24 protein-coding genes are annotated in these 23,461 nt (G+C 70.2%); 7 read left to right on the top strand and 17 right to left on the bottom strand.

Annotated elements, in window-relative coordinates:
- Window positions 1–56: 56 nt before the first annotated feature.
- A complete protein-coding gene (gene sufB, locus VGF64_17950; protein ID HEY1636643.1) occupies window positions 57–1,457 on the bottom strand; it encodes a Fe-S cluster assembly protein SufB in 1,401 nt (466 codons plus the stop codon).
- Between the two features lie 167 nt (window positions 1,458–1,624).
- Here sufB and VGF64_17945 point away from each other — a divergent pair, with 167 nt between their 5' ends.
- Window positions 1,625–3,739 carry a S9 family peptidase gene (locus VGF64_17945; protein HEY1636642.1) on the top strand — a complete coding sequence of 705 codons (2,115 nt, stop codon included), beginning with the start codon at window positions 1,625–1,627 and terminating at the stop codon, window positions 3,737–3,739.
- A 112-nt stretch (window positions 3,740–3,851) separates the two neighbouring features.
- Here the strand turns inward: VGF64_17945 and VGF64_17940 are convergent, their stop codons facing one another.
- The 7 genes from VGF64_17940 to VGF64_17910 form a co-directional block, all read right to left on the bottom strand.
- Window positions 3,852–5,663, bottom strand: coding sequence for a RodZ domain-containing protein (locus VGF64_17940; GenBank protein ID HEY1636641.1), 1,812 nt, complete (start codon window positions 5,661–5,663; stop codon window positions 3,852–3,854).
- 183 nt (window positions 5,664–5,846) lie between these two features.
- Window positions 5,847–6,398, bottom strand: a complete 552-nt coding sequence (rfbC, locus tag VGF64_17935) for a dTDP-4-dehydrorhamnose 3,5-epimerase (GenBank protein ID HEY1636640.1) — start codon at window positions 6,396–6,398, stop codon at window positions 5,847–5,849.
- A gap of 21 nt (window positions 6,399–6,419) precedes the next feature.
- Window positions 6,420–6,929, bottom strand: coding sequence for a flavin reductase family protein (locus tag VGF64_17930; GenBank protein HEY1636639.1), 510 nt, complete (start codon window positions 6,927–6,929; stop codon window positions 6,420–6,422).
- A gap of 2 nt (window positions 6,930–6,931) precedes the next feature.
- Window positions 6,932–7,753: an MBL fold metallo-hydrolase gene (locus VGF64_17925; GenBank protein HEY1636638.1), complete on the bottom strand. Its 822-nt coding sequence runs from the start codon at window positions 7,751–7,753 to the stop codon at window positions 6,932–6,934.
- A 129-nt stretch (window positions 7,754–7,882) separates the two neighbouring features.
- Window positions 7,883–8,395: a MaoC family dehydratase gene (locus tag VGF64_17920; GenBank protein ID HEY1636637.1), complete on the bottom strand. Its 513-nt coding sequence runs from the start codon at window positions 8,393–8,395 to the stop codon at window positions 7,883–7,885.
- Entirely contained in the window at window positions 8,392–8,823 is a 432-nt protein-coding gene (locus VGF64_17915) for a hypothetical protein (protein HEY1636636.1), read from the bottom strand. The genes VGF64_17920 and VGF64_17915 overlap by 4 nt, the downstream gene beginning before the upstream one ends.
- 39 nt (window positions 8,824–8,862) lie before the next feature.
- Window positions 8,863–10,020, bottom strand: a complete 1,158-nt coding sequence (locus VGF64_17910; protein ID HEY1636635.1) for an acyl-CoA dehydrogenase family protein — start codon at window positions 10,018–10,020, stop codon at window positions 8,863–8,865.
- 22 nt (window positions 10,021–10,042) lie between these two features.
- On the opposite strand from VGF64_17910, the gene VGF64_17905 reads away from it, so the two are divergent.
- The 4 genes from VGF64_17905 to VGF64_17890 are packed head-to-tail and all read left to right on the top strand — an operon-like array spanning window position 10,043 to window position 12,826.
- The gene (locus VGF64_17905) at window positions 10,043–10,168 is read left to right on the top strand and encodes a hypothetical protein (protein HEY1636634.1); all 126 of its coding nucleotides are present in this window, start codon (window positions 10,043–10,045) and stop codon (window positions 10,166–10,168) included.
- Window positions 10,169–10,573, top strand: coding sequence for an AhpC/TSA family protein (locus tag VGF64_17900; protein HEY1636633.1), 405 nt, complete (start codon window positions 10,169–10,171; stop codon window positions 10,571–10,573).
- Window positions 10,570–11,211 carry a class I SAM-dependent methyltransferase gene (locus tag VGF64_17895; protein HEY1636632.1) on the top strand — a complete coding sequence of 214 codons (642 nt, stop codon included), beginning with the start codon at window positions 10,570–10,572 and terminating at the stop codon, window positions 11,209–11,211. The genes VGF64_17900 and VGF64_17895 overlap by 4 nt, the downstream gene beginning before the upstream one ends.
- A 10-nt stretch (window positions 11,212–11,221) precedes the next feature.
- Window positions 11,222–12,826: an acyl-CoA dehydrogenase family protein gene (locus tag VGF64_17890; GenBank protein ID HEY1636631.1), complete on the top strand. Its 1,605-nt coding sequence runs from the start codon at window positions 11,222–11,224 to the stop codon at window positions 12,824–12,826.
- A 6-nt stretch (window positions 12,827–12,832) separates the two neighbouring features.
- Here the strand turns inward: VGF64_17890 and VGF64_17885 are convergent, their stop codons facing one another.
- From VGF64_17885 to VGF64_17860, 6 genes are all read right to left on the bottom strand, one after another.
- Entirely contained in the window at window positions 12,833–13,549 is a 717-nt protein-coding gene (locus VGF64_17885; protein HEY1636630.1) for a glycosyltransferase, read from the bottom strand.
- 22 nt (window positions 13,550–13,571) lie between these two features.
- Window positions 13,572–14,510, bottom strand: coding sequence for a CoA ester lyase (locus tag VGF64_17880; protein ID HEY1636629.1), 939 nt, complete (start codon window positions 14,508–14,510; stop codon window positions 13,572–13,574).
- 89 nt (window positions 14,511–14,599) lie between these two features.
- Window positions 14,600–15,277: a dienelactone hydrolase family protein gene (locus VGF64_17875; protein ID HEY1636628.1), complete on the bottom strand. Its 678-nt coding sequence runs from the start codon at window positions 15,275–15,277 to the stop codon at window positions 14,600–14,602.
- Window positions 15,278–15,356: 79 nt separating this feature from the next.
- The gene (locus tag VGF64_17870) at window positions 15,357–16,067 is read right to left on the bottom strand and encodes a hypothetical protein (GenBank protein HEY1636627.1); all 711 of its coding nucleotides are present in this window, start codon (window positions 16,065–16,067) and stop codon (window positions 15,357–15,359) included.
- Window positions 16,068–16,288: 221 nt separating this feature from the next.
- Window positions 16,289–17,092: a hypothetical protein gene (locus VGF64_17865; protein ID HEY1636626.1), complete on the bottom strand. Its 804-nt coding sequence runs from the start codon at window positions 17,090–17,092 to the stop codon at window positions 16,289–16,291.
- Window positions 17,093–17,137: 45 nt separating this feature from the next.
- The gene (locus VGF64_17860) at window positions 17,138–18,538 is read right to left on the bottom strand and encodes a class II fumarate hydratase (GenBank protein HEY1636625.1); all 1,401 of its coding nucleotides are present in this window, start codon (window positions 18,536–18,538) and stop codon (window positions 17,138–17,140) included.
- 176 nt (window positions 18,539–18,714) lie between these two features.
- Here VGF64_17860 and VGF64_17855 point away from each other — a divergent pair, with 176 nt between their 5' ends.
- Complete coding sequence (locus tag VGF64_17855) at window positions 18,715–19,797, top strand: NlpC/P60 family protein (protein ID HEY1636624.1); 1,083 nt, start codon at window positions 18,715–18,717, stop codon at window positions 19,795–19,797.
- Between the two features lie 29 nt (window positions 19,798–19,826).
- Window positions 19,827–20,771, top strand: a complete 945-nt coding sequence (locus VGF64_17850; GenBank protein HEY1636623.1) for a zinc-binding dehydrogenase — start codon at window positions 19,827–19,829, stop codon at window positions 20,769–20,771.
- A 33-nt stretch (window positions 20,772–20,804) separates the two neighbouring features.
- On the opposite strand, the gene VGF64_17845 is transcribed toward VGF64_17850, so the two are convergent.
- The 3 genes from VGF64_17845 to VGF64_17835 form a co-directional block, all read right to left on the bottom strand.
- Window positions 20,805–21,581 carry a glucose 1-dehydrogenase gene (locus tag VGF64_17845; GenBank protein ID HEY1636622.1) on the bottom strand — a complete coding sequence of 259 codons (777 nt, stop codon included), beginning with the start codon at window positions 21,579–21,581 and terminating at the stop codon, window positions 20,805–20,807.
- Window positions 21,578–22,918, bottom strand: coding sequence for a phosphodiester glycosidase family protein (locus tag VGF64_17840; protein ID HEY1636621.1), 1,341 nt, complete (start codon window positions 22,916–22,918; stop codon window positions 21,578–21,580). Before VGF64_17840 ends, VGF64_17845 begins: the two co-directional genes overlap by 4 nt.
- A 328-nt stretch (window positions 22,919–23,246) precedes the next feature.
- Window positions 23,247–23,461: hypothetical protein (locus VGF64_17835; protein HEY1636620.1), on the bottom strand; the 215-nt coding region annotated here is incomplete at its 5' end.

Genomic DNA, 23,461 nt, shown 5'->3' with positions numbered 1-23,461 from the left:
GACGACCTGGTCACCCGATGACGCGGAACGCCGTCGGCGACCGCCCGCGTCAGGGATCAGCCGACGGAGTCGTCCATCTGCAGCTCGATCAGCCGACTCCACTCGACGGCGTACTCCATCGGCAGCGTCCGGGTCACCGGCTCGATGAAGCCGTTCACGATCATGCCCATGGCCTGCTGCTCCGAGAGGCCGCGACTCATCAGGTAGAAGAGCTGGTCGTCCCCGACCTTCGAGACCGTGGCCTCGTGCCCGATCTGCGCGTCGCGCTCCTCCACCTCCATGTAGGGCTTGGTGTTGGACGTGCTCGCCTCGTCCAGGAGCAGGGCGTCGCAGCGGACGAAGCTCTTGGCGTTGGTGGCCCCCTCGTCCACGTGGACCAGCCCGCGGTACGTGGTGATGCCCCCGTCCTTGGACACGGACTTCGACACGATGGTCGAGCTGGTCTCGGGGGCGGCGTGGATCATCTTGGCTCCGGCGTCCTGGTGCTGGCCGGGGCCGGCATAGGCCACCGAGAGCACCTCGCCCGACGCCTTGGGGCCCATGAGGTACACCGAGGGGTACTTCATCGTCAGCCGTGACCCGATGTTGCCGTCGATCCATTCGACGTGGGCCTCGGTCTCGCACCGAGCCCGCTTGGTCACGAGGTTGTAGACGTTGCTCGACCAGTTCTGGATCGTGGTGTACGTGATGCGGGCGCTGGGCTTGGCCACCAGCTCGACCACGGCCGAGTGAAGCGAGTCGGAGGTGTAGACCGGCGCCGAGCACCCCTCGATGTAGTGCACCTGGGCGCCCTCGTCGGCGATGATGAGGGTGCGCTCGAACTGGCCCATGTTCTCGGCGTTGATCCGGAAGTAGGCCTGGAGCGGCATCTCCACCTTCACGCCCGGCGGCACGTAGATGAACGAGCCGCCCGACCACACGGCCGAGTTGAGGGCGGCGAACTTGTTGTCGTTGGGCGGGATGACCGTGCCGAAGTACTGCTTGACGACGTCGGGGTACTCCCGCAGGGCGGTGTCCATGTCGCAGAACAGGACCCCCTGGCTCTCGAGGTTGTCCCGGTTGCGGTGGTACACCACCTCCGACTCGTACTGGGCGGTGACGCCGGCCAGGTACTTGCGCTCGGCCTCGGGGATCCCGAGCTTCTCGTAGGTGGCCTTCACCGAGTCGGGAAGCTCGTCCCAGGCGTCGACCTGCTTCTCGGTCGGCTTGATGTAGTAGTAGATGTCGTCGAAGTCGATGTCCGGCATGTTCACGGCGAACCAGGGCGCCATGGGCTTGCGCTCGAAGTGCCGGAGCGCCTTGAGCCGCATGTCCCGCATCCAGTCGGGTTCGCCCTTCATCCAGGACATCTCCCGGACGATGTCGGCATTGACGCCCTTCTTGGGCTTGAAGATGTAGTCCTCGACGTCGCTCCAGCCGAGCTTGTACCGGTCGAGATCGAGATCGGTGGTTGCCATCAGGTGATCAGCCCTTTCCTGGTCGGATCGACCCGAATTTCTCCTACGTACATAGTAACAACTCCCACAGGGCCCAGAAACCTCCAATGGCCGCCAGACTATGGGCGATTCTTCCCATCCGAACCACCCCGCCGGCGCTGCCCGCCCGGTCCTATCCTCTCGAGGCGATGTCGGTACCCGAACGCAAGTCAGACGCCGCTCCCGCTCCGCCCATGGCGCCCCGCCGGCCGTCCGTGCTGCGGGCCCACGATGACGACCGCCTCGATGAGTGGTACTGGCTGCGTGAGCGGGACGATCCCGACGTCATCGCCTACCTCGAGGCCGAGAACGCCTACACGAAGGCGGCGATGGCGGACACGTCCGCGCTCCAGGAAAACCTCTACGCCGAGATCGTCGCCCGGATCCAGGAGACCGACCTCTCGGTACCGGTCCGCAAGGGGCCCTGGAGCTACTACTCGAGGACGGTCGAGGGCCGCCAGTACGCCATCCACTGCCGCCGTCCGGCCCGACCTGTCGGCGAACCCGATCCGACTGACCCTGGCACCTCGCCCGGCGACCCGGCGGAGGAGGTCCTGCTCGACGGGAACGAGCTCGCCGCCGGCCACGAGTACTTCTCGCTGGGCGGGCTGGCGGTGAGCCCCGATCACCGGTTGATGGCCTTCGCGGTCGACACGACCGGCGGTGAACGGCATCTCCTGCGCTTCCGGGACCTCAGCACCGGCACGGACCTCCCGGACCAGGTCGAGGACGTGTACTACGGCCTGGCTTGGGCCAACGACGGAGCCACCCTCTTCTACACCCGACCGGACGATGCCATGCGCCCCTACCAGCTGTGGCGCCACGCGGTGGGTACGGCACCGGAGGCCGACGTGTGCGTGCACGAGGAGCGCGACGAGCGCTTTTACGTGGGCGTGTCGAAAACCAAGGACGACGCCTTCTTCGTGCTGGAGCTCGAGAGCAAGGTGACCAGCGAGGCCCGCGTGCTCTCCGGCGACGATCCCGATGCCGACTTCCGTGTGATCGAGCCCCGCCGACAGGGGGTGGAGTACGCGGTCGAGCACCGCGACGGGCGTTTCCTCATCGTGACCAACGCCGATGCCGAGAACTTCCGCCTCGTCGAGGCACCGGTCGACCGGCCAACCCGGGATGCCTGGCGGGACGTCATCGCACACCGGCCTGACGTGAGGCTGGAGGACATCGACGTGTTCGCCGAGCACCTGGTCGTGTACGAGCGGGCCGAGGCCAGCCGGCGGATCCGGGTGACCAGCCTGCGGGACGGGGGATCCCACACCGTCGCTCAGCCCGAGTCGGTCTCCAGCGCCTGGGGTGGGCCCAACCCCGAGTTCGGATCGCGGGTCCTCCGCTACGACTACAGCTCCCTCGTCACGCCCCGGTCGGTCTACGACTACGACATGGAGGACCGAGTGCCCCGGCTGCTGAAGCGCCAGCCGGTGCTCGGGGGCTACGACCCCGCCCGGTACCGGACCGAGCGGGCCTGGGCCACTGCGGACGACGGCACGAGGATTCCGATCTCGCTGGTCTACCGGGAGGACCGCGCGCCCGACGGGCGTGGACCGGCGCTTCTCTACGGCTACGGCGCCTACGAGTACAGCCTCGATCCCATCTTCTCGTCGCTTCGCCTCAGCATGCTGGATCGAGGCTTCCTCTACGCCATCGCCCACGTGCGCGGTGGGGGCGAGCTCGGGCGGCGCTGGTACGAGGACGGCAAGCTCCTCCACAAGACCAACACCTTCACCGACTTCGTTGCCTGCGCCAGTCACCTGGTCGACGGCGGCTGGACCTCGGCCGACGGGCTGGTGGCTCGGGGCGGGAGCGCCGGCGGGCTGCTGATGGGCGCCGTGGTCAATCTGGCGCCCCGGCTGTTCAAGGCCGTCATCGCCGAGGTGCCGTTCGTAGACTGCCTCACCACGATCCTCGACGACACGCTGCCCCTCACCGTGCTCGAGTGGGAAGAGTGGGGCAACCCCAGAGACGACGTCGATGCCTACGCCTACCTGAAGTCCTACTCGCCCTACGACAACGTGACCGCGGGCCCCCACCCCGAGATGCTCGTCACCGCCGGGCTCACCGACCCACGGGTCAGCTACTGGGAGCCGGCGAAGTGGGTGGCGAAGCTCCGCGCGGCCGATCCCGATGCCCAGGTGCTGCTGAAGACCGAGATGGGCGCCGGTCACCAGGGACCGTCGGGACGCTACGACGCCTGGCGGGACGAGGCGTTCGTGCTCGCCTTCGTACTCCGCGCCGTCGGGATCTCCGCCTGAGCGATCGACCTCGGCGCGTAGCGCCTCCGGCCATCTCCCGGGCCGGCCTCCTGGGCCGACCTCGGCGCGTGGCGCCTCCGGCCATCTCCCGGGCCGGTCTCCCGGGCCGGGGCTAGGTCTGGCCCTGCGAGAAGGTCAGGTTGTACGTCGTCGGTGCCTGCGGCAGCTGGACGCCGCTGCCGTTGACGCTCAGGGTCACGTTGGACGCCGCGCCGATGCGGATCCAGACGGGCGCGTTGTTGGTGACGGTCTGGGTCTGGCCGCTCGTGAGGATGCCCTGCCACACCACCGAGCCGAACGGTCCCGTCCCGGCCACTACCTCCAACCAGACCCGCCCGCTGGCCACGGCCGACACGACCACGTTGCTCGAGTTGACGTTGTACAGCGATCCATTCTGGTCACTCGAGACCAGATTCAAGGGCGAGCGAGGCGGAGCCGGGGCTGCCGTCGGTGGCGGCGACGCTTGGCTGGTCGGCTGGGCCTTGTTGGACTTGGACGAGCCCGACATGGTGGCCGCGAGAACACCGGCGACGACAACGACGACGACCACGATGGCCGCCAAGCCGGCAACGAGACCCACCCGCCGCCGTCGTCCGTCCCGCCCGACCAGCGGCCGGGGCTGCTCGGCGTGTTCGGCGTCGAAGGCGGGCCAGACGCCGTCGACGCCGTCGACTCCGCCCGTGACGCGCTCACGATCGGCGACAGGCGGCGGCCCGGCAGGCACCTCGGGGTTGGGAGCGGTCGTGTCGGCGGCGCCGTCACCGCCCTCGGTCGTCTCGATCGCAGGACCGGGAGCGGCAGTGACCGCATCGGCGGTCGTCACCGCCGGGACGTCGACGGTCGTGACCTTCACGCTCTCGCCAGTCGACTCCCCCCGGCCGCGGGCCTCTGCGAGCCACCCGTTGTCGGGACCGGCGTCGCCGTCGGGTGGGACAGGGCGACCAGCCGACCCGACACGATGGCGTGCCCCCGTCGTAATCCGTCCCGTGGCGTGGACCGGTGCCAGCAATCGCCCCCACAGTCTCGATCGCGTCCCCGCCCGCGAACGAGACCGGGCCTCGGACCGGGACCTGGCGGACCAGTCATGGTCGCCGATCGACGGGGGGCTGGGCAGTGTCGTGGGCCCTGCGGCGGGCTCCTCGCCCCAGTGCTGCCCGTCGGCCCATCGGTCTCCTCCGGTCCTCTCGCGGCCGTCGCCCCACCCGCCACGGGAGAGACGATGACCGTCGGCCCTTCCATCGCCGTTGCCAGAGCGCCCGCGGGCGCTGCTGCGGATGGCGTCGGCAACGGTCGGTGGCACGGTGACGGGGCCGGGCTGGCCCGAGTCATCCGCGATGAACACGAAGGCGGGCCTGGCCGGCTCTCCGTTGCGGTCCGCTGGAATCTGGGGTGAATGGGCGGGCTCCCACGACGGCCCGGATCCCGCTCCGCCCTGGCGCGCCTCGACCCCCACCGGCTGATCGGCGGGCTCCGAGCCGCCGGGCCGGCCGGCAGCCGGGGCCGGCGCCGGCGGGGGCGGCGGCACGGCCGAGGCCGCTGGCGCCGTCTGGTCCTGGCGGCCTGGTCGGGCTTCCGACGGGTCGAGGGTGAACGGCTGGGCGCCGGTCGGCTGGGCCCGCAGAACCCGGATGGTCTCCTCGCGACGAGCCACCGCCTCCGGCACGACCTTGGCGGGCGCCGGCGCGGGGAAGCCACGGTCGTCCACCGACGCGTTGACGTGCGTGCCTCTGTGCTCGCCCGCCTCGGCATGCTCGCCCGCCTCGGGATGCTCGGACCCTTGGGGGCCGCCGGCTAGCGACCGCAGCACATCCATCGCCTGCTCGTGGTGCTTGATCGACCGCCGCTCTCCCAGAGATACCCAGGTCAGACGGGACAGCACGATGGCTACGACGAGCAGGACCACGACGAGGAGCAAGACGCTCATTGTCCTAGTGCCCACCTTTCCCGTCGGGAGGTCCAGGACCCCTTCGGGATGTCATTCCCGTTGCCGTACACGAGACTCCATTGAACCGAATAGTCGGACTCTCTGTGTGTCACAGACCGCCAGGCCCCCAAGGAGACCCGCCAGGCCCCAGGCCAGCCTAGACGCGCACGGCGACAAAACCACTCATGTGCGTAACCCCACGGTCGGCCGCAGGGCGGGCGGGAGATCCGAGCGGCGGGGGTTGCTCCGGTCACGCTCGGACACGACGGGCGCGGCCACCCCCCAGTCGGCGCCGATCTCAGGGTCGTCCCAGGCCACACCCAACTCGTCCGCCGGGTTGTAGTACCCGTCGACCAGGTAGGTCAGGGTCATGTCGGCGGTCGCGGCGAAGCCGTGGGCCACTCCGGGGGGAATGAAGACGCCGAGGGTGTTCCGTTCGCCCAGGTCGAGGGTCAGGGTCGCACGGTCGGTGGGCGACCCCTGGCGGAGATCGTGGAGCACCACCCGGGCCTCGCCCCGCACCACGTACCAGTAGTCGGCCTGGTGGAGGTGGTAGTGGAGGCCGACCACGGCGCCGGCCCGCTTGTCCGAGCAGCTCCCCTGCACCATCTCGCGGCCCAGGGGAAACCACGATCGGCGGTAGGTCTCGAGGAAGCGGCCCCGCTCGTCCCCATGGACGTCGGGCTTCACCACGACGACATCCACGATCTGTTCTGACGCGGTGATGGTGGGCACGACGGCCCAGAGACTAGGCGCTCAGACCTCGAAGCGGCCGAAGCCTCCCCGGTAGAACACGAGCGGTTGACCGTGTCCGACGCCCATGTCCAGCACACGACCGATGGCGACGAGGTGGTCCCCACCGTCGTGGGCCGTCTCCAGGCGGCACTCGACCCACGCCAGGGTCTCGTGCAGGATCGGGGATCCGGTGGTGCCGGGACGCCACCCGACGCCGTCGAACTTCCGCTGGCTCTTGGTTGCGAACACCCGGCTCAGCGCTTCCTGGCCCTCCGACAGCACGTTGGCGCAGAACACCCTCGTGGCCTCGATCCTCGGCCAGCTCTGCGAGGTGCGGGACGGCGCGAAAACAACCAGAGGCGGCTCGAGCGACAGGGCGTTGAACGCCTGGCAGGTGAACCCGGCCGGGCCGTCCTCGTCGGCCGTGGTGACCACGGCGACGCCCGTGGCGAAGTGACCCAGCACCTCGCGGTACCGAGCCGAGTCGAACGTCGGCGCCGAGCCCCGTTGGAGGTCGTCCTGTGCAGCCATGGTCAGGGATTGGGGAGGTCGATGACCATGCCTTCAGCAGCCGCCACCACCTCGTCCACGCCGCCGGCACCTTCGGAGATGCAGCGGGCGTGCCATAGGAGGCGGTCGATCTCGTCGTCGTCGTGGGCGGGATCGTGGTGGAACAGGGCGAGCCGGTGGGCGCCGGCCTCCCTCGCCACCAGGAGGGCGTACTCGACGGTGCAGTGGCCCCAGTGGGCCTTCTCCCGGAACTCGGCCTGGGTGTACTGGGCGTCGTGGATCAACAGGTCCACGCCGTCGCACAGCTCGAGCACGCTGTCGGCGACCCCGCGCAGCGACAGCGGGGCCTGGTGGTCACTGATATAGGCGACACTCTGGCCTCCGGTCTCGACCCGGAAGCCGATGGTCGGTCCGCAGTGGGGAACCGGCCGAATCCGAACCTTGGCCGCCCCGACGGAGAAGTCCTCCTCGAGCACATCGTGGAAGCGGATGTCGCCTCGCAGCTCGCTGAAGTGCACCGGGAAGTAGGGCGGTCGCATGAAGTCCCCGAACACGTCGTGCAGGGAGCCCTCCTGCTGAGGCGGCCCGTAGACGTCGAGCGTGGCGCCGACACGGTCGATGGGCGGGAAGAACGGAAGGCCCTGGACGTGGTCCCAGTGGATGTGGGTGAGGAAGGCCGTGGCCCGGAACGAGCCGTCGGTCGGCTGACGCTCCCCGAACTGTCGCAGCCCGGTCCCCAGGTCGAAGATGATGGGTGCCTCGCCGGGGGCGTCGACGACGACGCAGGCGGTGTTGCCGCCATAGCGTCGATTCGCTTCGCTCGGACAAGGGCACGAGCCTCGCACCCCGTAGAAGGTGACCTTCAGCGTGGCCCCCCTTGGACTGAACAGGAGGTTACCCGCGTGTATCGAGCGGGAAAATTCACTGTGACATATGTCTCACACGAAGGGCGCCGGCTCGCAGGCCTCGAACCGTCAGTCCCACACGGGTTCGCTGTAGGGCCGGCGCCTCGCCGGCGCGTGATCCCGCTTCCACACCATGACCTTGCGGCGGAAGTAGCAAACCTCCTCGCCTCGCTGGTTGAAGCCCTTCGTCTCGACCGTCACGACCCCCCGGTCGTCCTTCGAGCGCGAAGGGACGACATCGAGAATCCGGGTCTCGGCATAGACGGTGTCGCCGTGAAAGGTCGGGAAGCGGTGGACGAGCGACTCGACCTCCAGATTGGCGATGGAGGACCCGCTGATGTCGGGGACGCTCATGCCGAGCACCAGCGAGTACACGAGGTTGCCGACGACGACATTGCGGCCCTGCACGGTCTCCGACTCGGCGAACCACTCGTTGGTGTGCAACGGGTGATGGTTCATCGTGATCATGCAGAAGAGGTGGTCGTCGTACTCGGTGATCGTCTTCCCCGGCCAGTGGCGGTACACGTCGCCGACCACGAAGTCCTCGAGGTAGGCGCCGAAGGGGCGCTCGTGGGAGGTCATGGCGTCGGCACCGACGGCCGGGTGCTGAACGCGAGCTCCCAGCTCTCGTCGCTCTCCCCGTCGATGCTGAGCCTCCACGTGTAGCGGGAGCCCGCGGTCAGGGGGACCGGGCCCAGGTTGACGGCCAGGGCGACGTCGCTCGGGCTGCCCTCGGGCACGCCGGTCGGCCGTCCCACGTGGAAGTCCCCCCGCACCTCGACGGGACGGGGGCCCTCGGGGGTGTCGAGGTTGACGTCCCTGCCGTCGGCGTCGACCAGGTACAGCTCCCAGTGGTGCGGCTGGAGCGCCTCGTGCCAACCGACCTCGATCTTCAGCGCGACGGCCGAGGGGGCGGGCTCCGGGCCGATCATGCTCCAGCCGGCGCCGAGGATGAAGAGCTTTCCGTCCGCCACCTGAGCCGAGTCGCACAGCAGCATGGTCACCTTCACGAGCGGCCACCGTAGCCCGCCGCTCGGGGGGTCCCGATCTCAGAGGGAGTGGCGACGGAGAAGCCCCCGGGCGATCACCATGCGCTGGATCTCGTTCGTCCCCTCACCGATGATCATCAACGGGGCATCCCGGAAATATCGCTCCACCGGAAGCTCGGTGCTGTACCCGTACCCGCCGTGAATGCGCATCGACTCGGTGGCGATCTCCAATGCCGCCTCGGAGGCGAACAATTTGGCCATGCCCGCCTCCACGTCGGCCCGCTCGCCGGCATCGAGCTTCTCGGCGGCCGAGCGGGTGAGCAGGCGCGCCGCCTCCAGCTTGGTCGCCATGTCCGCCAGCTTGAACTGGATCGCCTGGTGACCGGCGATCGGCCCGCCGAACGCCTCGCGCTGCTGGGCGTACCGGATGGCCGCCTCGAAGGCGGCCCCGGCCACCCCACAGGCGCGCGCCGCGATGTTCACCCGTCCCAGCTCGAGCCCGCCCAGGATCTGGCGCAGGCCCTTGCCCAGCCCCGCCGCTCCCCCGAGCACGACGTCGGCGGGGACCACGTGACCGTCGTAGGACATCTCGACGGTCTCGACGCCCTTGTAGCCGAGCTTCCCGATCCGCCGCGAGACGGTGATGCCACCCGAGCTGAGGCCGGGCTGCTTCTCGACGATGAAGCAGGTGATGCCTTCCGGCGCCCGGGCGGCGAGGGCCACGATCCCGGCCCGCTCGCCGTTGGTAACCCACATCTTCGTGCCGTCGAGCACGTAGGTGTCGCCGTCGGGTGTGGCCCGGCAGCGGAGCGCTGCGGTGTCGCTCCCCGCGTCGGGCTCGCTGAGGGACAGCGCGCCCCGCAGCTCCCCTGTCGCCAGACGGGGGAGCCAGCGCGCCCGCTGCTCGGGCTCGCCGTGCTGATCCAGGAGGGTGGACACGATCATGTGGGTGTTGAGCACGCCCGTGAGCGACATCCACCCCGCGGCCAGCTCGGCCACGATGCGGGCGTAGGTCACGGTGTCGAGGCCCAGCCCTCCGTGCTCGGCCGGCACCATGCACCCGAACAGGCCCAGCTCCCGCATGGCCTCCACCAGGTCGTCCGGATAGGCGTCGGCGTGCTCGAGCTCAGAGGCGACCGGGATCACCTCCTTGGCCACGAAGGTGCGCACGGCATCGACCAGGTCGTCGGCAACCGCCGGATCGGTTCGGCTCGGCACGGCCGACAGGCTACCGTCGGGCATGCCCGCGGCCATCGGCGAGCCTGCTCCCGAGATCGACCTGCCCGGCGACGATGGGAACCGGTGGCGCCTTTCCGAGCATCGCGGGCGACACGTCGTGGTGGTCTTCCACCGCCACTTGGCCTGACTGCCGTGCCAGGCCCACGCTGTCGCCGTGCGCGACCGCCTCGATGATCTCGGAGACGCAGCCGTGGCGCTGGTGACCTTTACCCGGCAGCGCAACCTTCGAGGCTACAAGCGGCGGCTCGACCTCCCTTATCCCGTGCTCGCCGACGAGGATCGTCACTGCTATCGGGACTACGGGCTGGGCCGGGCGCCGGCGCGGCGGGCGTTCGGACCGACGACCCTCCGGCGCTATGTCGAGCTGATGCGCCAGGGGCGCCGGCCCCAGCTGCCGCACGAGGACCTGCTCCAGCTGGGTGGCGACTTCGTCATCGGTCGGGACGGTCGCCTGGTCTACGCCTTCCGGTCCCGGACCCCGGACGACCGTCCTGCGATCGACGAGCTCGTCGAGGCGGTACGAGCGACGTGACCGAGCTGGGACTTCGGAATGACGTCTATCGCCGCCCCCTGGCCACTGCCCTGGAACGGCTGGGCGTCGGAGAGGGGTGGCGCTGTGTCGACGTCGGGGCGGGCGGCGGGGACGTGAGCGTGGCCCTGGCCGAGATGGTGGGGCGCACCGGACGGGTGTACGCGGTGGACAACGACCCTCGCGCCCGAGACGAGGTGGCCAAGACGGCGGCGGCCCACACCCAGGTGCTGGCCATCACCCAGGCCGGCGAGGACCTGCTGCTGCCCGAGCCGGTGGACCTGGCCTTCTGCCGGTTCCTGCTCATGCACGTGGTCGAGCCGGTCGCGGTGCTGCGCCGCATGGCAAAGGCCGTCCGAGCGGGCGGGTGGGTCGTCGCCCAGGAGCCGATCACCAGCGCCGGACGGGTCGGCGGCGATCGCCTCTCGATGCCGGACGCGCCGCACCCCGACCTCGGAGCGGTGCTGCCGGCGCTGGTGGGCCGGGCCGACCTCGAGCTGGTCGATGCCTGGGCCGAGGCCCCGGCCGGTGCTGGGCCGGGTCCCGTGACCGACTACCTCGCCAGCCTCACCGACGTCGATCCGGGAGAGGACCCCGTCGTCCTACCCCCTCTCGTCACCGTGCTGGCACAGCGTCGGTAGCCTTCGGGGCATGATCGTTCCCGACCTGGACGCCGCCGCGGTCGTCGTCGAGCAGGCCACGGTCGTCGTCGAGACTGCGGCGCGACATGTGGCGTCGGCCGGCGGGCCTGACGAGCACCAGGTCGTCGCCTACGACCTGGCTCATGCGGCCGCGTCCGTCGAGTGCGCCCGCGCCGTGCTCGACTACGGGTCCAAGGGCGAGGTCGAAGCCAGGCTGGCGTGTGCCTTCGTGGCCGATGCCGTCCACGACCTCCTGGCTCGCACGCTGGGACGGGAGGACGAGTGGGGGACCGAGCCCGGGCAGCTCGATGCCACACTGCCGTTCGTGCGGGCCTACCGGTCGCCCGGGTTCCTGGCCGACCTGGCCGGGGAGGAGGGCCCACGCCACCTCGACGCCGACTTCGAGATGGTCCAGGACACGTTCCGCCGCTTCGCCGAGGACCGGATCCGCCCCGTGGCTGAAGCCATCCATCGTCACAACGAGGACATCCCCGAGGAGATCATCGCCGGGCTCGCCGAGATGGGCGCCTTCGGCCTCTCGGTGCCCGCCGAGTACGGCGGGTTCGCAGCGGGCGGCGAGAGCGACTACATGGGCATGGTCGTCGCCACCGAGGAGCTGTCCCGAGGGTCATTGGGAGCCGGGGGGTCGCTCGTGACCCGGCCCGAGATCCTCAGCCGGGCCCTCGTCAAGGGTGGCACCGAGGAGCAGAAGCAGCGCTGGCTCCCCACACTCGCCAGCGGCGAAGCCATGGCGGCGGTGGCGGTCACCGAGCCGGACTTCGGCTCGGATGTCGCGGGCATCAAGGTGACGGCGGGGCGCGGCGAGGGTGGCTGGGTGATCGACGGGGTGAAGACCTGGTGCACGTTCGCCGCACGCGCCGACGTGCTGATGCTGCTGGCCCGCACCGATCCTGATCGGGCCAAGGCCCACCGGGGCCTTTCGGTGTTCGTGGTCCCCAAGCCACGCGGCGACGGCCACGGTTTCCTGCTCACCCAGGACCCCGCAGCCGACGGGCGGGCCGGACCCCCCGGACGCCTCGAGGGCCGCCCCATCGACACCATCGGCTACCGCGGCATGCACTCCTACGAGCTCGCCTTCGAGGGCTGGTGGGTGCCCGACGACTGCCTCATCGGCGGACCCGAGGGTGAGGGCCGGGGCTTCTACTACCAGATGGAGGGCTTCGAGAACGGACGGCTCCAGACGGCGGCCCGTGCCCTCGGCCTGATGCAGGCCGCCTACGAAGCGGCCTACGCCTACGCCAGCGACCGGGTGGTGTTCGGCTCTCCGGTGCTCGACTACCAACTGACGCGGGCCAAGCTCACCCGCATGGCGGTCATCATCCAGGCCAGCAGGCAGTTCGCCTACCAGGTGGCGCGCCTGATGGCCAAGGGCGAGGGAGCCCTGGAGGCCTCCATGATCAAGGCGTACGTGTGCCGGGCGGCCGAGTGGGTGACGCGCGAGGCCATGCAGATCCACGGCGGGATGGGCTACGCCGAGGAGTTCCCGGTGAGCCGGTACTTCGTCGACGCCCGCGTCCTCTCGATCTTCGAGGGGGCCGACGAGACCCTCGCCCTCAAGGTCATCGCCCGCCGCCTCGCGGGCGCGGCCTCCTGAGACGCGTCAGCGCTCGACGGTGAGGCCCCGTAGGTAGAACCAGTAGGTCCGCCAGCGGACGACGCCGGTGAGCGGTAGCGACAGCAGGGTCCAGAACATCTCCCACGTACGCCAGGACCCTTCCAGACGGCCGAGCTTCTCGCGCTTGGTGCGGTGGGTGACGCCGCGCATGATCCGGGCTGTTGTGGGCAGGCGACCCTCGGCGATGACCTCGTTGATCATGATCTCGATCGTGTAGCCGTCCCGCTTCGCCGGCGGGATCGCCTCGAAGACCCAGCGGGGCACGACCCGTTCCCCGGTCGTCGGAGGCAACCGGAGCACGAGCGGGTTCCAGGCTCCGTAGTCGAACCAGCCCACCGACATCGTCGCCGTGCCGTCGAGGAAAGGGCGGCAGACCTCGTCGAGGTGGTCGTCGGTCAGGCCCAGCAGATCGGCGTCGACGAAGAGCACCGCCGGGGCGTCCGACGCGGCCACGCCGGCCTCCATGGCGTGTGCCTTCGAACCACCGACGCCCCCGGTGGCATCGCCGCGATGGATCACCTTGGCGCCGGCTGCCGCCGCCCGCTCGGCGGTGTCGTCGACCGAGCCGTCGTCGACCACGATCACCTCACGCACGGCGGAGCACTGCCGGCACGCCTCGACCACTGTCGCCACTGTGGGCGCCTCGTTGCGCGCCGGAACCACGGCGTCGATGACGGGCCGGTCAACGGGGTCGACGGACATGGCGCGGAGTCCCGGTGACCCGCTAGCCGGCGCCGGGGGTCAGCCCCGCCCGCTCCCCCCTGGTTACGAACTTGACGGCCATCTTGCGGCTGGCCTCGTCGATCATCTCGTCGCCGAACATGACCGCCCCCTTGCGGTCGTCCTCGGTGGCTTCCCGGTAGGCGGCGAGGATGGCGAGAGCCCGGTCGTACTGCTCCTGGGTCGGCGAGAACACCTCGTTGAGCACGGTCACCTGGTCGGGATTGAGCGCCCATTTGCCGTCGTACCCGAGGGTCCTCGTCCGCATGCAGTACTCGCGCAGAGCGTCGAGCTCCCGGATCTTGAGGAACGGGCCGTCGATCACCTGAAGGCTGTTGGCCCGCCCGGCCATGAGGATCTTGGAGAAGACATAGTGGAAGTGGTCGCCCGGGTACTCAGGGATCGAGACCCCTCCGGTCAGCACCGGCATCTCCATCGAGGCGGCGAAGTCGGCCGGCCCGAACACGATCGTCTCCAAGCGCGGCGAGGCGGCGCAGATCTCCTCCACGTTGATCAGGCCCCGAGTGGTCTCGATCTGGGCCTCGATGCCGATATGACCGGCGGGCAACCCGGCGTTGGCCTCGACCTGGGTGAGGAGCAGATCGAGCGCCACCACCTCGGCCGCTGACTGCGTCTTGGGCAGCATGACCTCTTCGAGGCGATCCCCCGCGTTGCCAACGACCTCCGCGATGTCGCCGTAGGTCCACTTCGTGTCCCAGGCGTTGACGCGGACACACATCACCCGCTCGCCCCAGTCGTGGTTCTTGATGGCGTCGACGACCTTGGCGCGCGCCGACTCCTTCTCCAGGGGCGCGACAGAGTCCTCGAGGTCCAGGAAGGTCATGTCGGCCGCCACGTTGGGGGCCTTCTCGAGGAAGCGCTCGCTCGAGCCGGGCACGGACAGGCAGGAGCGGCGGGGCAGATCCCTGGATCGCGCTGACATGCCCCGGATGCTACGGGCGCCCCGCCGCTGCCGCCAAGCTGGCTGCTGGCGGCTTCGCCGCCCCGAGCGGGGCGTGGACCCCTCGCCGGCTAGTGCAGCAGCTCATCCCGCAGGAAGGGCAACAGCTTCTCCCAGGACTCCCGGGCGGCGGTGGCGTCGAACACCTCGGGCCGATCGTCGTTGAAGAAGGCGTGCTGCGTACCGGGATAGATGTACATCCGGGCCCGCTTGCCCAGGGCCGTCAACGTGTCCTCCAGCTCTCTCGCCGCTTTGGGGCCGGCCATGTCGTCGTGCTCGGCGAAGTGGCCCTGGACGGCGGCGTCGAGCTTGGAGTAGTCGGGCTGCAGGTCGGACCAGGGGATCAGCCCGTAGAAGGGAGCAACAGCCTTCACCAGGTCGGGACGCTGGCAGGCCAGCGCCAGGGCCAGCCCTCCACCCATGCAGAACCCGACCACGCCTACTCCCCGGCTCGAACAGCGCGCCTTCACCGCGTCGACGGCCCCGCTCATGTCCTTCGCCGTCTGGTCCAGGCGCATCGCCATCATCAGCTTGCCGGCCTCGTCGGGCTCCCGGGCCTGCTGACCGTGGAAGAGGTCGGGCGCCAGGGCCACGAAGCCCTGGGCCGAGAAGCGGTCGCACACCTCCTTGATGTGGTCGACCAGGCCCCAGTACTCCTGGATGACGACGACACCAGGGCCGGTGCCCTCGGTGGCCAGGTAGCCCTGAGCCGTCGTGCCGTTGCTCGGGAACTCGATGATCTCGCCCATGAACCCAGGACGCTAGTGGCCCGGAGGGACACGGCCCGTCGCGTTCTCGCCCTGAGCCCTTCCGTGCGACCGCCGTCCCCTACGTGGCGGCGGTGATGACTGCGATGGCCATCTCCCAGTAGTTGCCAGGGTTCGGAGCGCTGTACCCGACAGCCTGCAAACCGGCCGGGAGGTCGCGACTGTCCGACGCCAGCACGCCGGCGGTGTCGTCGCCTTGGCGGCGCTGGATCACCTCGTGATACGCAGGCAGAGGGGTGAAGTTGGCGTTGACGCGACCGCTGAACGTTGCGGCGTAGATGGACGACCCGACGGGGACGCTCATCTGCTGTTGCTCGGGCCGGCCGGCGAGCCCGTCGAGCGTCGTCACACCACCAATGCGGCCGTTGTTGAATGCGGCGATCGTGAGCACCTGCCCGTCGTCGACCGAGTTGGGATGGTTGCTGATCTCGGTCACCGTGCCGTGCGGAGTCCACCCTTGCGGTGGTAGAGCGGTCCACACCTCCGTGGCGGACGCCCCGTAGGTCTCGAGCGTGTCACCTGTCGCCGCCCAGTCCTGGCGGGATGACTCGTGGCCGTGGCGCGTCCAGGTAAGTCCCGATGTCCCACCGAACACAGCCGTCGTCTCCGAGGTCGCGCTCCCAACTGGGACGCTGTCCGGGCCGTCCGTGGCGACCAGGGCGACGAGAAGATTCGCCCGCGCGAAGGTCGCCGGCACCGTGATCGTGGCCGGCGCGTCCTGAGCCACGTTGGCCGAGGCGCTACCCAACCAACCAGGTGCCCCGGAGGTCACGGCAGTCTTGACCGTGACGGGAGGTGCACCGCCTCCGATCAGTGCTACCGAGACGGCCGCGAAGACCAAGATGCCGGTGAGAACGATTGAACCAACGACGGCACGTCTCAGAGGGGTCTCCTCGAGTCGTCTCCCGGTGTGACGCTGGCCGGGGGCAAGAGGGAATTCACCTACCGCCCATTATGCGCCGGGAGCGGCACCATCTCGAGGACGGCGCAGCCTCAGCCGGCAAGTCTCAATAGCTCAGGCGTCACCGGACAGTCCGCCCGCCGCAACGCCTCAGCAGCCGGCCCAGCCCCGGACGGCCCGACAACGAGGTCGGCCAAGTCGATCGGAACGAGCTCGTCGTCGCGATCCCAGGGGAGGTCGGGACTGACGTCCACGCGCCGTCGCACTGCCTCTCCCAAGCGGTTGGGCAGAACTCGCCCCGCGCCTGCGACAACCCAGACAGGCACCAAGGCCTGCCGGGCAACCGACGCGGCCGCCCTCGACCCCGCCAGGGAGATGAACTGTCCCCCGCTCAGCAGCGAGGCCTCCAGCACGACCAGGTCCGAAGTGGCCACCGCGCTGCCGAGCCCCGACTCAGCTACCTCGGCCACGTCGCCGCCCGACGATCGCAATCGCCGGGCGAGCCCCGCGCTCTCGCCCAGGGCGTCGACCAGGAGAACCCTGAGGTCGCCGCGCCGGACCAGCGTCCGACCGACGAGCTCCGGCCAGCCCAGGACTGCCACAGTTGCTTCGCCGGGGATGAGGTCGGCGAGGACGAGCGGCGTGGGGTCGGCGTCGAGCTCGTCCGCCACTTTCCACACTTCCTGCTGCGGGTTGCTGGCGGCCAGCACCCGGCACGCCACCCACCACAGGGGGCCCACCGTCGGATGTCGGTCGACCAGGCGCCGGCAGGCGGTCACGAGCGCCGCGGGGTCGTCGGCAAAGCCGGCCAGCGCGTGCGCCGCCTCGGCGGCGAGCGAGCCAGGGCCGGCCCCGTCCGCCCTGGCTACATACCGGAGCCGCTCGATGGGATGCACCGCAGCGACCTTACCAACGGGGTACCCCTGTTCCCCCCGGGTCGATCAGCGCAAGATGCCGCCTCGGGTCATGGCCTCGACGTCGAGGGCCTTGTCGACCTCGTCCTCGTTCAGCAGGCCCAGCTCGAGGACGACGGTGCGAAGGTCCTTGCCCTCCGCCATCGCCTGCTTCACCACCCTGGCCGCCTGCTCATAGCCGATGTAGGGGTTGAGGGCGGTGGCGATGGCGGGCGACGAGAGGGCGTAGGTCCGGCAGCGTTCCTCGTCTGCTTCGATGCCCGCCACGCACTTGTCGGCCAGGGCTCGGCTGGCCGCGGTCAACAGGCGCACCGACTCGAGCAGGTTGCGGGCGATCACCGGCAGCATCACGTTGAGCTCGAACTGCCCGGTGGCCCCTCCGAAGGCCACCGTGGCGTCGTTCCCGATCACCTGGGCGACGACCTGACAGACCGCCTCGGGGACCACTGGGTTGACCTTGCCGGGCATGATCGAGGATCCGGGTTGCAGGTCCGGCAGGCGGATCTCGGCAAGCCCCGCCCGGGGGCCGCTCGCCATCCAGCGCAGGTCGTTGCACATCTTGTACAGCGACAGGGACACGGTGCGCAGCACGCCGGAGACCTCGACGAGGGCGTCCCGGGCGCCCTGCAGCTCGAAGTGATCACGGGCTTCGGTGAGCGGCAGCCGCAGCCTGGTGGCCAGCTCGTCGATCACGGCCGACGCGAAGCCCTCTGGAGCGTTGAGGCCGGTTCCGACGGCGGTGCCACCGAGCGGAAGCTCGCCCAGCCGGGGAAGACTGTCGCGCAGACGCCCGACGCCGTTCTCCGTCGCCGAGGCGTACCCGCCGAACTCCTGACCGAGGGTCACCGGTGTGGCATCCATCAGATGGGTCCGACCCGACTTCACCACCCCGGCGAACCGGCGACTGCGCTCACGCAGGACCTCGCACAGGTGCTCGAGGGCGGGAATGAGCTCCGACACGATCCCGCGGCACGCAGCCACGTGGATCGCGGAGGGGAACACGTCGTTGGACGACTGCGAGGCGTTGGGCTCGTCGTTCGGTCGGATCTCACGGCCAAGGCGCTCGCCCGCCAGGCTGGCCAGGACCTCGTTCATGTTCATGTTGGACGACGTGCCCGATCCCGTCTGGAACACGTCGGTCGGGAAGTGGTCGTCCCACCGGCCTTCCTCCACCTGGATGGCAGCGTGGTGCAGGGCCTCGGCGACATCCGCCTCGATGACTCCCAGGCGTCCGTTGACCAGCGCGGCCGCCGCCTTGATGGCCGCCAGGGCGGCGATCAACGAGCGGTCGATCCGCATCCCCGAGATGGGGAAGTTCTCGACCGCCCGCTGTGTCTGGGCCCCCCACCGGGCAGCGGCCGGAACCCGCACCTCACCCATCGAGTCGTGCTCGATTCTCTGCTCACCACCGGCTGACAGATCACTCATCCTCGGGACGGTAGCGCCGGGCATTGACCTGGGTGTAGTGGCGACGATCCCGGGGCCGTGGTTGGTAGCGAGCTAGCTCGTCGTTCGCGTTTGCTTGGCCTTGGTTTGCATCAAAAGACAGCGCCATCGTAAGTTGCTGGCCCGTTGTGCCCTTCGCTCCACGGATCGCGCCGGGGATGACCACCCGGTGGCGCCGGTACCTCGCCCTTGTTGCTTCGGCCACAACCGTCGTGGTCTACCCGCTGGCGGCGGGGCCCAAGCCCGCGGCCGGGGATCCGGCGGGAGACCTGCAGGCCCAGGCCAGCACCCTCGCCGCTCAGATCGACGACCAGAACGCGCAGCAGGACCATCTCACCGAGCAGTACGACCTGGCGCGGATCCGAGCTGATTCGGTCTCGGCCGAGGTGGCGGCGGCGAAGGCCCAGGTCACCGACAACGAGCAGCGGGTGAGCGCCCTCGACGACCGGCTGCGCACGGAAGCCGTCAGCTCCTTCATGGATGGAGGGACCTCCCAGTCGACCGACGTGCTGAGGGGCGTCGCCTACGACTCCCTGCTGCGTCAGCAGTACCTCGACGTGCTGGCGGGAGACGAGCACCAGATCGTGGGCCACCTGCGCCAGGCCCGCCAGGCCCTCCAGGCCAGGCAGGCCGCCCTCGAGGTCGACCAGCAGCACGCGCAGGCGGCCTTGACCTCGGTCGCCAGCGCCGGGCAGGCCGCCGCCGCCCAGACGGCCGCAGAGGAAGCCACCCTTTCTCGGGTGAAGGGCCAGCTCGTCGGCCTCGTGGCCCAGGCCCAGCAGCAGCGTCAGGCTGCCACGGCAATCGCCGCCAGCTCGACCCCCCGGCTGAGCCCGAGCCACGGAGGGGCGCCCGCCGGGCCCGCCCAGGCGCCCAACGGTGGAGCGTCGGCGGCCGTGTACTGGGCCGAACAGGAGGTGGGGAAGCCGTACCAGTACGGAGGGGCGGGGCCTGATTCCTTCGACTGCTCGGGGCTCACCATGTGGGCCTGGGGGCACGCCGGCGTGTCACTGCCGCATTCCTCGAACATGCAGTACGACGACACCAGCCGAGTCTCCCAGAGCGATCTGCAACCGGGAGACCTCATCTTCGAGAACTGGGGCGGCGAGTCGCCCGCGCCTGGTCACGTCGGCATCTATGTGGGCAACGGCCAGATGGTTGTGGCCGACCACACCGGCACGAACGTCGCCTACCAGCCGGCGATCCGCAGCGGGTACTACGGGGCCGGTCGGGTCCGGTAGCGGAACACCGCCCCTGAGAGACTGACGCCATGAGGGCAGCCACGATCATGGACGGCGCTCTGGTGGTCGCCGACCGACCCGATCCGGTTCCCGGCACGGGCCAGCTCCTGGTTCGAACGCGGGCCGCCGGCATCAACGCCGCCGACCTGCTCCAGGTCCGGGGCGCCTATCCCGCTCCCCCCGGCAGCCCGGCCGACATACCCGGGATGGAGCTGGCGGGCGAGGTGGTGGGCGTGGGACCTGACGTCGAGCGGTTCGGAACCGGCGACCGGGTCATGGCGGTGGTCGGCGGAGGTGCCCAGGCGGAGCTGGTCCTCGTGAACGAGCGGACGGCGGTGCCGGTCCCCGACAGCATGACCTGGGACGCCGCCGGTGGCTTTCCCGAGGCCTACACGACAGCGCACGACGCCCTGTTCACCCAGTGCCAGCTCACTCTGGGTGAGCACCTTCTTGTCCACGGCGCTGCCGGTGGCGTGGGCACGGCCGCCGTCCAGCTGGCCGCAGCCGGAGGCGCCCGGGTCACCGCGACTGTCCGCCGCGCCGAGCTCCGCCCGGCAGTGGCTGCCCTCGGCGCCAACGTGGTGGGCCCCGAGGAGTTCGGCGCCCACGGGCCGTTCGATGTCGTGCTGGAGCTGGTCGGAGCGCCCAACATGGCCGCCAACCTGGCGTCACTCGCCAACGGCGGCCGGATCAGCGTCATCGGGATCGGGGCCGGCGCCACCGCCGAGATCGACCTCCTCGCGCTCATGATGCTGAGGTCCCGCATCGTCGCTTCCACGTTGCGGGCCCGTCCGCTCGAAGCAAAGGCGGACGCGGCGCGACGGCTCGAGCGCCAGGCGCTGCCCCTCTTGGCCGCCGGCCGGCTGCAGGTGCCGATCGCCGCCCGCTTCGCCCTCGAGCAGGTGACCGAGGCATACGAACACTTCGCCACTCCGGGCAAGCTGGGCAAGGTGGTCGTGCTCACGGACGCGTGACCACGGCCGGCGCGGGCCGCCAGTGGTAGAGCCTCAGATCGCTGTCCATCCCCCATCAACGGTGACTACCTGGCCCGTCACGTAGCTGCTGGCGTCACTGGCGAGAAACAGCAGGGCGCCGTCGAGCTCGTGCAGCTCGCCCGCCCGGCCCATCGGTGTCTTGCGCCTGATCCAGCGCTGCCCGCCCTCGTCGGCGAAGAGGACCTCGGTCATCTCCGTGCGGAACCACCCCGGAGCCAGGGCGTTCACCCGCACGCCTCGGCGCGCCCACTGAGCCGCCAGCTCCCGGGTGAGGTTGACGAGACCCCCCTTGCTGGCCACGTAGCCGGCCTGAGGTATCTGCCCGGACCCCACCAGCCCGAGCACCGAGGCGACGTTGACCACAACGCCGCTCGCCCGCTCGAGCATCTGGCGCCCCACGAGCTGGGTGAGGACGAAAGCGGCCGTCAGGTTGACCCCCATCACCTCACGAAAACGCTCAGCCGGCTCGTCCTCGGCGGGCAGCGGGTCGGACGTGCCGGCGTTGTTCACCAGCACGTCGATGCGGCCATGGCGGTCCAGCGCCTGCCCCACCAGGCGTTCCAGGTCCTCGTCCCTGCTCACGTCGCAGGCAACGGGCATGGCATCGTCGAGCTCGGCCGCCAGCCCCTCGAGGCGATCGGCGCGCCGGGCGGCCAAGACCAGGTGGCCGCCCGCCTGGTGCAGGACCCGGGCCAGGTGCTCCCCGATACCACTGGACGCGCCCGTGAGCAGCACCACCCGCCCGTCGAGGCGGAACCTGTCGAGAGGGTCGAGCGTCGGCTCGCTCACCTATGGGTGGGCCGCTGAGCGGGTGTGGTCGAGCTCGTGGGAGTGGTCTTGCCGGCCAGGGCGTCCGCTCCCGGCGTGGCCGACATGACCACCGAGTCACGGGTGCTGGCGTCGAAGCTGTGCCCGGTCGTCCACTGCATGCTGGGGAGCAGCTTGGTCCCGGTCTCCGGCGCCGCGGGAAGGCCGGGAGCCTGGGCGTAGGAGATGTAGTTCACCCAGGCGCTGTTGATGTCCAGCTCCATGGCCCGCACGGCTCCGGCGTGGGACAGGACCTGAGCCAGGGTGTACACGCTGAGCCCGGGGCCTCCCGCGTACACGATGGCCCCGTTGGCAGTGACGCCCACACCTGAACGCCAGGCGAGGACGGCGTTCCCGAACGTGGCACCCCAAGCGACGTTGGAGTCGCTCTGCAGGCCGGGCACCGGGGTTCCCGCGTCGACGATGAGAGCAAGGTTCTGGCGTACCGACGCGATGTCAGGACCCATGACGGCGTCTCTCCCCCACTTGGCGACAGTCGGCACGCCGTCGGTCCTGATGACCAGGGATGCGGCGCCGTCAACCAGGGGCTTGGCCAGCCGGCCGTCGGTGTAGTAGCCGCCGCGGGAGTCCTGCAGGCGGAAGCCCGAGTTGAACACGCCAACCATGCTCGGCCGAAGCTCGGGGGGGACGGGAGTCATGGTGGGCCAGGTCCCGCCGGGGACCTCCGACCCCGAGTAGAGCTTGGCCCGGAGCAGGTCGGTGTCCATCCACGCCACGCCGGTGACGAGACTGGTGTGGACGGGGTCGGGCCGCACGAAGGCCGAGTACACCGCCGGCAGCCCCCCGACCGGACGCCCGATCGGATGCCACTCGCCCTCGCCCGGCAGGGGCGGGTTGGCCAGGGGGACGACCGAAGCCGGTGCTGGCAGGTGCGGGGGACCCTTGGCGGTCGGCGCCTTTGTCGAAGGACCGGCAGAGGGAATGAGGCCAGGCGCCGGGCGACCGCCCTTCGGGGGCTGGTGGTGCAAGTACCACTCGCGCTCGACCCATCGCACGATGCCGGCTCCGCCGTGGTCGCGCACCCACTCGGTGGCGTTGGCACCGAGGCCGGCCCCACCGGGAACGGTCAGGGCGTGACCGAACGACCAACCGAACCAGGCGATACAGACCAGCAGCACTGCGGCGATGGCGCTCCGAACGGCACGGCCACGGGTCGAGACATCCGTCCAGAGCCGCGGACGGCGCCGGTGCCGGCGCCGGCGGCGCTCACGCGGCGGCGGGCCCGAGGGAGGAGGCCCCGGGGGCGGCGGCGTCTCGAAGCCGACGTCGAATCGGGTGTCCAGATCCTCGGGCGTCACAGGAGAGAAGTATGGCGAAAGATCGGGTCAGGGGATGGGTCATGGCGCGCCAGCAGGCGCGATGGCCGTGACCGAACCGTGTTGAAGGGCGGCGCGGGAGTGGATGCCGTCTGGCGCTGGGCATCGCGGTGGTCACCGCCGCCCGTAGTGGCGCGGAACGACGTGCCGCTGTCCGTCCCGGCGCCCCTGCCAGGTCGACCTTCGGCATCGACTCCGACGGCGGAGACGGGCGCCGCTGCGCTACGGCGAGCGTGGACGACCGGATGGCCGGGAATCCGGAGCCGGTGCTGGGGTCCAGCCGGTTCGGGGACCACGGAGTCATAGTTTCTCACAGGCCGAGATCGAGCTGGGCCGGCGACGGCCTCGGAGCGGGGGACGGGTCATGCGGCTTCGCCCCTCCGGTGGTGCGTCCTCCCGGGGCCAGCTCCCGCTCGGTGCTGGACGATCGGGTCGCACCGGCGCGGGAGCGACCACCCCGGCGGGTCAGGGCGGCGTCGACCAGGCGGGCCACCAGGGTGCTGAGCTGGCGCTGGTCGGCGCTCG

The sequence above is a fragment of the Acidimicrobiales bacterium genome, from assembly GCA_036491125.1.
Lineage (GTDB): Bacteria > Actinomycetota > Acidimicrobiia > Acidimicrobiales > AC-9 > AC-9.
The sequence above is the reverse complement of the archived record's forward strand: the minus strand, read 5'-3'. Positions and strand labels throughout refer to the sequence as shown.

Excerpts from the sequence above, each read along its gene's own strand:
- VGF64_17860 (HEY1636625.1), bottom strand. The coding sequence starts at position 18,538 with ATGAGTGATCTGTCAGCCGGTGGTGAGCAGAGAATCGAGCACGACTCG.
- VGF64_17890 (HEY1636631.1), top strand. The coding sequence starts at position 11,222 with ATGATCGTTCCCGACCTGGACGCCGCCGCGGTCGTCGTCGAGCAGGCC.
- VGF64_17880 (HEY1636629.1), bottom strand. The coding sequence starts at position 14,510 with ATGTCAGCGCGATCCAGGGATCTGCCCCGCCGCTCCTGCCTGTCCGTG.
- VGF64_17885 (HEY1636630.1), bottom strand. The coding sequence starts at position 13,549 with ATGTCCGTCGACCCCGTTGACCGGCCCGTCATCGACGCCGTGGTTCCG.
- sufB (HEY1636643.1), bottom strand. The coding sequence starts at position 1,457 with ATGGCAACCACCGATCTCGATCTCGACCGGTACAAGCTCGGCTGGAGC.
- VGF64_17940 (HEY1636641.1), bottom strand. The coding sequence starts at position 5,663 with ATGAGCGTCTTGCTCCTCGTCGTGGTCCTGCTCGTCGTAGCCATCGTG.
- VGF64_17875 (HEY1636628.1), bottom strand. The coding sequence starts at position 15,277 with ATGGGCGAGATCATCGAGTTCCCGAGCAACGGCACGACGGCTCAGGGC.
- VGF64_17855 (HEY1636624.1), top strand. The coding sequence starts at position 18,715 with ATGACCACCCGGTGGCGCCGGTACCTCGCCCTTGTTGCTTCGGCCACA.
- VGF64_17920 (HEY1636637.1), bottom strand. The coding sequence starts at position 8,395 with ATGACCTCCCACGAGCGCCCCTTCGGCGCCTACCTCGAGGACTTCGTG.
- VGF64_17850 (HEY1636623.1), top strand. The coding sequence starts at position 19,827 with ATGAGGGCAGCCACGATCATGGACGGCGCTCTGGTGGTCGCCGACCGA.
- VGF64_17945 (HEY1636642.1), top strand. The coding sequence starts at position 1,625 with ATGTCGGTACCCGAACGCAAGTCAGACGCCGCTCCCGCTCCGCCCATG.
- VGF64_17930 (HEY1636639.1), bottom strand. The coding sequence starts at position 6,929 with ATGGCTGCACAGGACGACCTCCAACGGGGCTCGGCGCCGACGTTCGAC.
- VGF64_17905 (HEY1636634.1), top strand. The coding sequence starts at position 10,043 with ATGCCCGCGGCCATCGGCGAGCCTGCTCCCGAGATCGACCTGCCCGGC.